Below are 12,254 nucleotides of genomic sequence, written 5' to 3'. Positions count from 1 at the left end.
TTCATTTTTTTATGGTCACAATCAAGTATTGCATATAATTGTATCACAATCATGATAATGATTTAGGATTGCTATAGCTGACAGTGACATATGGCTTAAGAACTTGGCAACACTGGTTTCGGTGTACCCAATTTTTGTGAGACAGGCTATAGTGCGACCTTACGCGAGTAGCGCCACAGCTTATAAGTCGCTAAAATACCAAAACCCGCGCAGGCGGGTTTTGTTGTTAAGCTATAAAATTCCTCAAAAAAATCTGATTGGTCCACCTCAGCAGGCTGAGGTTTAGCGCTTGCCTTTGGGGAACTGTTCGATACCAGCCCAACCGTAGAAAACCAGCTCGTCGTTCTGAACTCGGCAGCGGTCAACCCGCAGTTGAGTGCCCTCTAAAGCAAATTTGTCTAAGTCTAGCAAGTTATTTACGTGGGCAATTATAGCTTGACCCAAGTCTACTGCTTGCCCGTCACCGCCGTAAGTAACGCTGACAAATTGGATTTTGCGCCGGTCTTCTACTTGCAATTGAGCTGTAATATCTATGTTGACAGGTTCGCTGGCCTCGCCTACGGTTATTTCGGACTTAAGCCGAATGGATTTGTCGGCTCCGAAGCTGACTTCAGTGTTTTGAAAGTGCAGAGATTGCTCTTGATACTTCAGCTTCTGGAGTTTTTCAACTACAAAAGGTGTATTGAATGAAGTGGTTAAATCCGATCGAGTTAAGACTACTCGCATATTTGCCTGGGTAGGCTGCCGCAATTTCACTTGACCTGCAAAAATCGCCCCAAAATCTATGGAGAGTGCTTGCAGGTAGAGTTCCATCACTTCTATGCGCAGGCCGTTGTACATCAACATACCTTTGCCAACGAAGTCGAAACCGTCGATGCTTCCCTGCAAGAGTTTGGCTACTGGTTCGACTCGGATGTTGGCTTCGGCCTTTTCAGAACGCTTGAATAAGGCTGCGATCGCAGCTCCTGCTACTTTACTAACAAGGCGATCGCCACTTTGACCTTGAAAGGATGTACTGCTAAACAAAGCTGCTACCATTTATTCGTTTGCTCATCTACAGTCGCCATTATAACCCTATATTAAGAAATGTAAAAATCGCTTGTGCTTATTCACCTCATAAGCAGATCTTGTTTTTTGTCTGTCTTCAAAACAACATTGTTGAAATTTAAAGGCTCAGGGGGGTGCCTTGGAGACAGGCGCGATCGAGCAACGCCCCATCCCAAACGGTTTGTTCGATCGTGGCGCAAAGCAAATTAGCTCCTGTCAGGTTAGCGCCGCGCAGTACAGCTCCATTCAGGATCGCTTCTTCCAAGTCAGCTCCCGACAAATCAGCGCCGGACAAATTGGCATGGCTCAAATCGGCGGAGTACAAAATTGCCCGAGCCAAATTCGCGCCCCGCAAATCGGCGCCGCGAAAATCGACACCGCTCAAATCCAAATTGCCGATGGATGCTCCCGTCAAAAAAGCACCCCCAAAACTTGCGTCGCGGACTAAAGCGTTAGCGAAGGCAGCTCCCCGCAAATCGGCATTGCGAAAATCTGCGCCTCGCAAGTCAGCGCCGGTCAAGTCAGCGCCGCGGAGGTTGGCTCGCAATACGGCCCGCTGCAAGTTAGCGCCGGCGAGATTAGCTCCACTCAAGTTGGCTTGAGACAAGTCAGCACCGGCGAGATCGGCTCCCGCTAAGTCTTTGCCGGCTAAATCAGTGCCGGCCAACATCAAAATTTTGCCTTTGCGTATGGCTTCGAGGTCATTAGTCATTAGTCAGTTGTCAGTTGTTGGTTGTCAGTTGTTGGTTAACACTCAACAGTCAACAGTCAACAGTCAACAGTCAACAGTCAACAGTCAACAGTCAACAGTCGAGTTATTTTATAATGCCGGAGCGGCCGCGGTCGTTCGATCGCCCAAATCCTCCAACCATACATTCGGCAGTTGACTCGGGCGAGTCGGTAACTCCATCAAACCCATTTCTGCCAGCCTGACGACGTTGCTGAGAGTTTCCACCAAAGCCGGATCGAAGCGAATGCCGCACAGTTCCCGGCACTCTTCTAAAGCTTCGCTCAAACTCAAAGCCGGACGATCGCCACGCGGTTGAGTCAATTCTTGAAAATGAGCGACCAACCCCAAAATCCGCGAAGCAACGGGTATTGTTTCGGCTCGCAAACCCTCTGGCCTGCCGCTGCCGTCCCAATATTCGAGTTGGTGCTTGACAATTTCCGCCACAGGTGCTAATTCCGGCATTGCTTGGAGCAGTTGGGAACCGATGAAACTGCGATCGCGCCAAAATGCTAGAGTTGCTGGGTCGAAAGCATCGGGAGTGCGATCGAAAACCTCATTCGGGGCCGAAATTAAGCCGACTCGAAACAGCAATCCAGCCAGCCGCAGCCTGCGCAACTGCAAAGCCGGCAAATCCAGCAGTTGACCCAAAGTTTCCGACAAAGCCGCCACCTGCAAAGACGCTGTGGGGTTTGCGGTATCGCGTTCGTCTACGCGCTGGGCCATCCGCAGAAAAGCTTGAAGTTTGTTAGCGTTCAAATTCCGGCTGACCCGCAAAGCTTGACCTTCCAATTCCCACAACTCGCGGGTTTGGCGGTTAATTGCCACCATTTGCTGCTGAGAACTTTGCAGGTAAGTGACGATCCGCGATACGACACCGCTAATGTCTGCCAAGGGCGGGCCTTTAGTTGCCAGGATTTCGTGGTGCATTTCCAGCAAACTGTCGGCCAGGGGCGAGTTGTAATGTCGCGTCTGTTCTATAAAAATTTCTGCAGCAGCCGACACCAAAGACTGGTCAAACGACCACAAACCGTAGAACTTTCGTTCTGTATCTACTTCGGGCTTGCCTTCTGGCAAGTATTCCTGGTCTGAAAGTTCGCGGCAAAGCACCATTGCTTTGTATGTCGGGGCGAGGATGATTAAATTCCATTCTTGGATTAAAGGGTCGCTCTCATCGAGATTTATTAAAGATACATTTTCTAATTGCCCGGTTTTGTGGGTAGCGAAACCGCTGTCGGCTACTGCTGCGATGACAACGCGCCGAGAGGCATTAGAAATATCTAGGTAGCGATCGGCTTCCTGTAAATACCATTTACCCTGCTGAAACGCCACCAAAACTAGGGGTTTGAGTTCTATCTTGTCCCCGCCGCTGGTTTGCAAAATGTGGTCTTCTAGGGCGTGACACAGGGCTACTAGGGTGTTTTTGAAGTATACCCCGTAGCTAGAAGGCAGTTTTCCGTCGGGAAGTGTAGCTTGTAGTCTGGCGAGAGTTGATTCTGAATTCATTGCAAAAAGCGGTGCCGGCTGTTATTTATTGTAGCGGGCGATCGAACTTATGGAAAAAACTTTTGGCAAAAATCCGACTTTTTGATTTTTCACCGCTTAGCAACCGAGTCAATGTAGAGTGCGCAATGCGCACTTTACTAATTTTAGCAACTTTGTAGAAACCCTCTGTCTTTGGCTGAGTTTTTTTAAGACCCGAAACCTGCCGAGAGGAAGACGCTAACTCAGTTAAGTATTAACTACTATTTTTAAACAATATTATTAGGAATTCTGAGCGTGCTTCAAGAAAATAGGAGTTTAGGGGAACAGGCGATCGACAAAGTGGCCGAGATTGCTATTGCTAGCAAATTAGACGAATCGGAAACTTTGTCTGTCACAGTCAACACCGATGCGGGCCAGCTAGCCCAGGGAGAAGTAGAGGCCGTTGCCGTTGAGGGCAAAGGATTGGTAATGCAACAAGATTTGCGCGTGGAAGAATTGCAAATTCACGTCAAGGATATTGCTGTTAATCCCCTCACAGCTATGTTTGGCAAAATTGAACTGAACGGGCCTGCCTTCGGTGGGGCGCGCGCCGTTTTAACAGAAAGCGATATCAACCGCGCTTTTAATTCCGAATACATCAGCAGGAAACTGAAAAACTTAAAAGTTACTGTTGACGGACAACTGCGGACAATAGACGTTAAAACTATTGAGTGCAAATTGCTAACCGGAAAAATCGCTTTAAATGCTGAGGTATCGGTGCGGGAAACGGCCTCCACGGAAAAGATTTATTTCACAGCAAAACCTGAGATCGCAGCGGGCGGTTGGGCAATTTCTCTTCAGGATGTCGAGTATCCCGAAAACAAGGAATTTTCGCCGGAGTTAACTGAAGCTTTAGCGGACAAAGCTGGTGAAGTTTTAAACTTGCGAAATTTTGAACTTGAGGGAATGTCCCTGCGAATTCAGCAGCTAAATGTAGAAGCTGGTTTGCTGACTTTGCAAGCTGAAGCGAAAGTCGAAAAATTCCCAGAATAGCAGTAGCGTTCTGAGGTTATTAGCTGGTAGGGCGCGTCAGTGGATAGGAGATTTTAGAGGTTAGATTTACTCCACAGATGAATCTGGTCTCTTGAACAAGAGTCTAAAATTGTTAGATTTTCACGACCTGAGTCGTTTGCAAGTATGCGTTTGTGGGCGGGGTCAAAAACCGAAAAGCTTGTGACATCTAGCAATTATTGGAACGCACGCACCGGAAGACTACGCTTTGAAACTACCTCCGCCCTTTTCTTGTACGTCGGGTAAGCGAGTTTCTCAACCAAACTTTCTCTAGAAACCCGGTAAAAAAACCGGGTTTCTAGATACCCGCGCGTAAGTCCTACCTAAAATAATCTCTCGAAGGCGATCGCATTTTTTAAATCCCTCTAAAGTTATAAAAAAATCGATAGCAATCCGCAGCCAAATATCACCGCCGTTAGAGGCAGGTATGGGCAGTTTATTTTTACTATTAACAAGTAGTAGTAAAAAATTGGAAAAATTTTGTGAACACTGTAACTGCTTTTTTTAAAAGACTGGGTATCGGTCAATTTTTGACTCAATTTTTGACTGTATTTATGGCAGGTGTGCTGCTGTTTACCAGCACCGCTTGCAATGCGGGCGATGTTCGAGGTGCCCGGCCTGAGAATCCTCCCGTTCAAGCTGGAGGAATGAATAACCCTCACAAGGCTGGCGGTGATGGATACACGAATTATAAAACATCCACCGACCCTAAAGTAAATCAGTCGCCTGCTCAAGCAGAAAAGAATCGGGCTGATTTGTCGATTATGGGCGATCGGCTCCTGGCCTCGACTACCGCTGAATCTAATTCCTCAAAGCTGCTTTATCCGGGCTCTGCACCGATGGAAACTGACAAGTTCGACTCCGAACTCGGCGGAGATAAAGCTCTCTTAGAAGCGCCAGACGGACAGCCAGTTAAGGCTCAACCTGTATTCGATCGCAGCGATCCCGATGCCAATATTTTAGAGAGAGTAGGCGCCGCCTTTAAGGATGCTTCTGGTTTCCTCAAAGATAGCGCTGAAGATGCCAAGGAAAGCTCGGTTACAAAACTCAATCCGCTGCAAAAATAAGTCACGGGGACTAAAGATCGTGTAGGGGCTATCTGAAATTAGCCCTTACATAAATAATATTACTTATTGAAACTAGATAAGCGCTTTTAGACTTCCTATTTTCTCAACACGATTTACGAGATTTATGTTTTTTTTATAAAATCTAGCTCAATTTCTTTTACATTTTATAGAATTTAGGTTGCCATTTCGTAAGAGTATTTCTGGTAAATTCCGATCGGGTTGAATAAATCTAAAACATATTGATTAAACTTAACTATTTTACAATATATAAAACTGACGGGGTTGTTGCTTTCGTCAGCCGCTTCTGCTAGCAACTGTGCTAACCTTGACATTTGTTAGGAGTAAATTAGCTGAAGATGCCAAGGAAAGTTCCGTTACCAAACTTAAATTTTTGGGTTTTTCTGCATAGCCAGGAAAAATGCTAAACACTTTTAGGCGTAAAGGAGTGTTGTAAAGATGGATCAAATACCAGATAGCTCCTACATAATTGGAGAGCTTTTTATAAAATAACCGAGTTTTTATTACAAGAGCGAAATACAGCGCTTCCCGCTGTAGAATGGTACAATAAATAATAACAAAATATCATCTTGTATTCAAAACTAATGAAAACATATTCCCTCGCTCTAGAAAAAAAATAGTTATAGCACATTTTGCCCAAAAGGTGTCAAGCGAGGAAAGTAGCCCTCACGTTTGGTGTCAGCAAAAGTCTCGTTCAAAAACTGGTAAAACAACAACAAACCGAGGGAGATTTACAACCTAAACAGAGGGGGAAACCACGATTCAGTCACCTAACAAATGCTGAAGCAATCATCAGAATACTGGTGCCTGAGCATCAAGATGCTACTTTGGTAGAGCTATGTGAATTATTTGCTATTAAGACGGGAAATTGGGTGAGTCGGACGGCAATGTGTCGCCAAAGAGAAATTAGGACTCAATCGTAAAAAAAAACATGGCGCCGTAGCCAAGCCGGGACTGAAAGAGTCCAAAAATTAAGAGTCGAGTATTGGGAAAAGATCAAAGATATCGATCCGAAAAATGAGCGTATTTTTGGATGAAACTGGTATTCTACGCTCGACTGAGCAGAACTCATGCCCGTTCACAGCGCGGGACAAGAGCATACCAAAAAAAAGCATTTTATCGGGGTGCTCTCATTCACAGCTATTGGCGCAATTAGTATGAATAAAGTGTTGGCGTTGATGACAATGAATGATGCAATGGATGGACAGGCATTTGCTATATTTATTCAGCATTTTTTATGTCCTCAATTATGGAAAGGAGCGGTAGTAGTGATGGATAATTTACCCGCCAATAAATTAGCATCAATCAAGCCAATGATTGAATCTGTAGGAGCCAGTATTATTTGTTGGCGTTGCTGAATCAAGGTATGAATACTGCCGGAACGGGAACATCCTGAAATTTTAGGTAATGTATTAATAATTTAATAGAGTGCCTGAGCATTTCCGCGCACTTAGAATAACAAAGAGTCTTGCGATGTAGCGAAAGCCAGATAATGTCTCAACCTCGTATTTTCCCCTTCTACTCGTGTCATATAAGTCTTGCTGATGATGTGATCTTCATCAGGAATAAACATCGGATAGACTGGCCATCCATCCGTGACATAAAAATAGCATTTCCAGGCACTTACCCTGTTCCACAACGATTCAAACGTCTCGTCGGAACTACGATCTCCTAATACCCATCCTAAAATTCCTGGTTGAAAGTGGTCAACCGCTGTCCACAACCAGATTTTGTCTGTTTTTTTTTACATAAGTTTGTAATTCATCGAGTTCACCAACTTCTGGAATGACTTCAGGGTCATAAACATCTGGTAACAGTTTTCCAACTTGTTTTACCCAATTGATTACCGTGGTATGATGAACTCCCTTAACTCGTTCTATCGCCCGTAAACCCATACCATTGACGTACATTTTTAGGCAATCACGTTTGATGCTCTCGCTATAACCTCGATGGAGTTCATACTGATTAATGAATTGACGACCACATTGGACACAAATGTGATTTTGTTTTCCTTTCTTCTTGCCGTTTTTACGGATATGGGTTGATTTACATTCTGGGCAGTGCATAAATTATCCCTCCTATTCATACTCTAACTCAGCAACGCCTATTTGTTTATCCCCATACTCTCGCCTATTTTAACCCAATAGAACGCAAGGTGGTCGCAACTAAAATCTTTTTTGCGTATGTTCGCTCCAACTACCACGTCCATCATGATCGATCAAATAATTGCAGTTGCCCTGAACTTAATGAATCCTCAACATTTAAGAAATTGGGAAAGCTAATTGTTGCTACTGTACTTCATAACAGCAGGAACCGCTGTATTCCCAACAGCAAGTTGCAAGAGCACAACATTCGGAACCTGAGCCGTTTCATTCCACCAGTCTATTTCTCAATCCCCCTCCTGTTCTTGTCAAACTGCAATTCGGAAGCCGCCAAGCGAACGATGGAAAAAATCATCCGTGCCAATCCGATACATTCGGCAATATTGATACCAAACTGAAGTGCCTGGAACGATATTTCAAATGGGAAGACGATGAAAATAACTTTCATGCCAAAAAAGAGAATGGGCGGGGGCGGATACTGGCAGAAAATGAAGTAAATCTGAAGCTAGAAGAAATTAAAGAAACACGGGAAGCCTGGGTGGTAATGTTGCAATTTGCTGAGAAAGGTAGATTAAGTCAGGATGACATTGAGACAGTCAAGCAAGAATATCAGGATCTCATAAATCTGATAGGGCTGGAAGTCATCGTTTTGGAATCGTCAAAACACAAGCGGAGATTTTATCGGTGGAGGCGATCGCACTACTTCATCCAATTCAAAGAAACGCATTCTCCTAACTCGCTCATCAGACGCTGAATCTCAAGATAACTCCAAAGCTGTAGTCAAGGTCTAAATTCCTATGATTAAATCAATCGCTTGCTTTTCAAGAACAGCTAAAATTAGGATGTCCAATTTATTCTAAATTATGAGATTTACCAAAATTTTTCTATTTTTAATAAAACATCGGTATTTTTAGGCTTTTCACTTAGAAGTCAGTGCCTGCGGAATTTAAATCCCGGGCTAACAGCTTGCACTTTGTTGGAAATGATATCTTGCATCAATGTCAAGAAAGGGATAGATCGCTCATCCCCCCAGCGATCGCTCCCTTTCTTGATATTAGTGCTTTCTGGTCAATTAAAACTACTCAGTCAAAGCCTTTATACATAGGGTAAGGCGCGCCGAGGCGCACCCTACGGCATAGATATGCAAGGGTAATTCCTATTCCTCTTAAAGCTTCTTTCGCTCTAAAACAGCTTGGTTCTATTTTTTCTTTGACTCAGAAACATCAGCAATCAAATCGTCTTTATCAACTTTCGGAACAAAATCAGGGCGTTCTTTGGCTTCCCAACCGGGGGGGCGCTTGGAGTTGTACCAGGCGATCGAGCCGATCGTAGTTGCAGCAATAAAGCCAACAACAAGAACTGCTATTGGAATGTTCAAGCTGACACTTGATTCCGGCACTGGCTGCTGCATCAGCAGATCGATCGTTACTCGCTTGATGGGTGCAACAAGAACTGCCATGGGAGCGGTCAAGCTGATATCTATCATTAGGCTAAATCCTTATCTACTCTACTTTTACATTATCTTAAGTGCTAATGCCGTTTTGTTGATATATCTGAAGACAGAAAAAGTGACAGAATTGCCGCCATAATGGTTAGAGGTTGAAAATAGGAGAGCTGATTTTATGCCGTTGGGGACAATAGCATTGCTGTTGGCTGCTAGTTTCAGCCTGGGTGCTTTACCGCTAACGGGATGGGCGGTGCGAGTGTTTAGCCGCCGAGATTTGAGGGGGCTGGGCACGGGGAATGTTGGCGTGTCGGCAGCTTTCATTCACGGGGGGAAATTAGCGGGAATTGCTGCGGTGTTGGCGGAAATTGCCAGGGGTATTGTGCCGGTGTTGGCGGGGCGATTTTGGTTTCCGGATACACCGGAGATCGCGATCGCCCTGTTAATTCCTCTAGTTGCGGGCAGATATGCGATCGCCCGAGGTGGAGGGGTGACCAACGCTGTTTGGGGTCTTTTGGTATTTTCGCCGCCGGTGGCTGTATCCTCGGGCATTTGGGGGCTGCTGGCGTGGGGTTTGGCACAGCGGTGGTGGGGTGAGGGCGATCGGGCGAGACTGTTTGCTTCCCGTTGCGGGTGTCTGTGCACCCCTATCTGGGTTTGGGTGTGGCGACAATCTTTGCCCGAATTTTTAGCAGCAGCAGGATTAGCTTTGTTGTTAGCAGCAATTAATTTCAGTCAGGGTGATGATATGGCTTTATCTAAATCAGAGCAATTGTTTTCTCTTGATGACTCGTTAGATGCTGCAATCTGCGGCGATAAAGCTGCTAAATTGTCTCAACTGAAACGCGCCGGTTTTAACGTACCTGCTGGTTTTATATTGTCATCCAAGGAAGAAGGAAGTTCGGCAACGGATTATGTAACGGATGTAACGGATGGAACCAAGAAGGAAGAAGGAAGAAGGAAGAAGGAAGAAGGAAGAAGGAAGAAGGAAGAAGGAAGAGGGGAAAAGAGAAATGCCCAGCATTTATCAATTCCTGATGCTTTAATCCAAAACATCAAAGCAAAAATCCCCGATCGCATAATTGTTCGCTCTTCTGCTGCAGGAGAAGACGGGGATCTTAGTTCAGCGGCTGGACAATATCAAACCATTGGGCCTGTTTCAACTCAAGCAGAATTGCTTGATGCAATTAATCGCTGCCGCCAGTCTTATTGGACTTCCGAAGCTGTGGCTTACCGCCGACAGCGACACTTGCCAGACACGCAAATGGCTGTATTAATTCAGCCTTATATTGACAGCCAGTTTGCGGGAGTCATGTTCAGCCGCAATCCTTTAGATGGCGGTTCCCAGGTAATTATAGAAGCTTTACCGGGAGGAGCCGAAGCTGTTGTCGGCGGACAATGTACTCCGGTTCATTTAGAAATTGATTTTAGTAAACCTGAATTATTAGAAAACAAATTAAATGAACTTCAAAGTGATTCAATTCTTTCTCAATCTATTATAGCAGAATTGGTGAAACAAGCCCAAGCAATTGAAGCATTTTTTCACGGAATTCCGCAGGATATTGAGTGGAGTTGGGACGGTGAAAAAGTTTGGATTTTGCAAAGTCGCCCAATTACTAATTTGCAGCCTTTTTGGACGCGCACTATTGCAGCAGAAGTGATTCCCGGTGCAATTCGCCCGTTAACTTGGTCGATTAACCGGCCGCTGACTTGCGGGGTTTGGGGAGAGATTTTTCAGGTGGTTTTGGGCGATCGCGCGATCGGCTTAAACTTTAATGAAACAGCAACTTTGCTGGGTTCTCACGCCTATTTTAATGCGACTTTGTTGGGCGAAATTTTTCGGATGATGGGATTGCCGGAGCAGGGTTTGGAATTTTTGCTGAGAGGGCAAAAGATGGGCAAGCCGCCTTTGGGGAAGATTTTGCCGAATTTGCCTGGTTTGTGGCGTCTGGTGCAGCGGGAGAGGGCGCTCAATGCAGATTTTGAGGTCGATCGTACTTCTATTTTCCTCCCGGCATTGCAAAGTTTGGAGAAGGAAGAAGGAAGTTCGGCAACGGATTCTGTAACGGATGTAACCGATGTAACGGATGTCAGTCCGATGGAAGAAGGAAGAGGGAAGAAGGAAGAAGGAAGAGGTTCGAGCGAAGAAGAAATATTAATGCCTAATGCCCAATGCCCAATGCCCAACGATCAATATTTAACGGAATTGTTGGAGAGAGCCGAGCAAATTCAGGAGTGGCTGAAACCGATTACTTACTACAATATATTAGGGCCGATCGGGCTGGCTATTCGCAAGGCAATTTTTCGCGTTTCCGATGAATGGCTCGACAATGACAGCGCTCCTGAAATTGCTTCTGTACGAGCTTTGCAGCAGTTAGCTCACAAATTGCGGCAAGCTGCTGTTTCGCAGCCTGACAAAACTGTTTCAGTCGCAAATTTAGCACAGACATTTGCGGAAACTCCGGCTTTACAAGCTGATTTTGAAAAGTGGCTTGATATTTACGGATATTTGAGCGAAGTGGGGACTGATATAGCTGTTCCTACTTGGCGAGAACAGCCGAAAATTTACCAGAAACTGCTAATAAGTATGGCTCAAAAAGCCGAAACTAATTTAGTAGAAAAGCGGAAATTAGACTTGACTTTTGGGCAAAAGTGGCGGCTAGATAAATGTCAGAAAAGAGCGATCGTCAAAAACGAAATTAGCGAAATTTACGCGCGGTTGTTGGCTCACCTGCGCTGGACTTTTTTGGAGATAGAAGCTGGCGGATTAGCAATGGAGGTATTCGAGGAAACAGGGGATATCTTTTATTTGGAATTTGGGGAAATTCAGCAGTGGATTCGCAGCGGCGCAAGTGTTTCGTTTAAGGATACAATTAGCCAAAGGCGCGATCGCCTGGTAGCCGATCGCGATCGCCCGATTCCCCCTGTAGTCTACGGCAATTTGCTGCCAAATTCTCAAAAAAGGTCGATCGAACCTGCAACATCCGCAACTAATATCATCCAGGGAATTCCCGCAAGTATTGGTCGTGTCGAAGGCTTTGTCAAGATTTGCCGCACCGCGAGCACAGATTTAGGAGAAAATGCGATCGCAGTAGTTCCTTACACCGATGCAGGTTGGGCACCGCTGCTATTAGGAGCAACAGCAATTATCGCTGAAGTTGGCGGCCAATTGTCTCACGGAGCAATAATCGCTCGCGAGTACAAAATTCCCGCAGTTATGAATATTTCTGAAGCTACAACTCGCTTGCGAGACGGTCAAAAAGTCCGAGTAGATGGGTATCTCGGCACCGTAGAACTGCTCGAATAAACGGAAA

General features: G+C 45.4%; 10 protein-coding genes and 1 pseudogene. 5 read left to right on the top strand and 6 right to left on the bottom strand.

Annotated features, from left to right (window positions below; translation table 11 throughout):
• Positions 1–282: 282 nt before the first annotated feature.
• From QUA20_RS28280 to QUA20_RS28270, 3 genes are all read right to left on the bottom strand, one after another.
• Positions 283–1,038 (bottom strand): DUF2993 domain-containing protein, encoded by a 756-nt coding sequence (locus QUA20_RS28280; protein ID WP_333193284.1) that lies wholly within the window; start codon positions 1,036–1,038, stop codon positions 283–285.
• 127 nt (positions 1,039–1,165) lie between these two features.
• Positions 1,166–1,759, bottom strand: a complete 594-nt coding sequence (locus QUA20_RS28275) for a pentapeptide repeat-containing protein (RefSeq protein ID WP_333193282.1) — start codon at positions 1,757–1,759, stop codon at positions 1,166–1,168.
• Positions 1,760–1,867: 108 nt separating this feature from the next.
• Positions 1,868–3,280 (bottom strand): DICT sensory domain-containing protein, encoded by a 1,413-nt coding sequence (locus QUA20_RS28270; RefSeq protein WP_333193279.1) that lies wholly within the window; start codon positions 3,278–3,280, stop codon positions 1,868–1,870.
• Positions 3,281–3,553: 273 nt separating this feature from the next.
• On the opposite strand from QUA20_RS28270, the gene QUA20_RS28265 reads away from it, so the two are divergent.
• Both QUA20_RS28265 and QUA20_RS28260 read left to right on the top strand, forming a co-directional pair.
• Positions 3,554–4,291 carry a DUF2993 domain-containing protein gene (locus QUA20_RS28265; RefSeq protein WP_333193277.1) on the top strand — a complete coding sequence of 246 codons (738 nt, stop codon included), beginning with the start codon at positions 3,554–3,556 and terminating at the stop codon, positions 4,289–4,291.
• Positions 4,292–4,791: 500 nt separating this feature from the next.
• A complete protein-coding gene (locus QUA20_RS28260; RefSeq protein ID WP_333193275.1) occupies positions 4,792–5,376 on the top strand; it encodes a DUF6658 family protein in 585 nt (194 codons plus the stop codon).
• A 173-nt stretch (positions 5,377–5,549) separates the two neighbouring features.
• Here the strand turns inward: QUA20_RS28260 and QUA20_RS28255 are convergent, their stop codons facing one another.
• Complete coding sequence (locus tag QUA20_RS28255) at positions 5,550–5,708, bottom strand: hypothetical protein (RefSeq protein WP_333193274.1); 159 nt, start codon at positions 5,706–5,708, stop codon at positions 5,550–5,552.
• A 756-nt stretch (positions 5,709–6,464) separates the two neighbouring features.
• Between QUA20_RS28255 and QUA20_RS28250 the strand changes: the two genes are divergently transcribed.
• On the top strand, positions 6,465–6,752 hold the full coding sequence (locus QUA20_RS28250; RefSeq protein WP_333193271.1) for a transposase: 288 nt from the start codon (positions 6,465–6,467) through the stop codon (positions 6,750–6,752).
• Position 6,753: 1 nt separating this feature from the next.
• On the opposite strand, the pseudogene QUA20_RS28245 reads toward QUA20_RS28250, so the two are convergent.
• Positions 6,754–7,460: pseudogene (locus QUA20_RS28245) on the bottom strand (IS1 family transposase).
• Between the two features lie 574 nt (positions 7,461–8,034).
• On the opposite strand from QUA20_RS28245, the gene QUA20_RS28240 reads away from it, so the two are divergent.
• A complete protein-coding gene (locus QUA20_RS28240) occupies positions 8,035–8,250 on the top strand; it encodes a hypothetical protein (RefSeq protein WP_333193269.1) in 216 nt (71 codons plus the stop codon).
• A 444-nt stretch (positions 8,251–8,694) separates the two neighbouring features.
• Here the strand turns inward: QUA20_RS28240 and psb35 are convergent, their stop codons facing one another.
• Positions 8,695–8,907 carry a photosystem II assembly protein Psb35 gene (gene psb35 / locus QUA20_RS28235; protein ID WP_333193286.1) on the bottom strand — a complete coding sequence of 71 codons (213 nt, stop codon included), beginning with the start codon at positions 8,905–8,907 and terminating at the stop codon, positions 8,695–8,697.
• A 211-nt stretch (positions 8,908–9,118) separates the two neighbouring features.
• Between psb35 and QUA20_RS28230 the strand changes: the two genes are divergently transcribed.
• Positions 9,119–12,247, top strand: coding sequence for a glycerol-3-phosphate acyltransferase (locus tag QUA20_RS28230; RefSeq protein ID WP_333193266.1), 3,129 nt, complete (start codon positions 9,119–9,121; stop codon positions 12,245–12,247).
• Positions 12,248–12,254 lie beyond the last annotated feature (7 nt).

Origin of the sequence: Microcoleus sp. Pol7_A1, from assembly GCF_036701085.1 — a bacterium.
In the GTDB taxonomy this organism is placed as follows: Bacteria; Cyanobacteriota; Cyanobacteriia; order Cyanobacteriales; family Microcoleaceae; genus Microcoleus; species Microcoleus asticus.
Note: the sequence above shows the minus strand (reverse complement) of the source record. Positions and strands in the feature narration are given on the sequence as shown.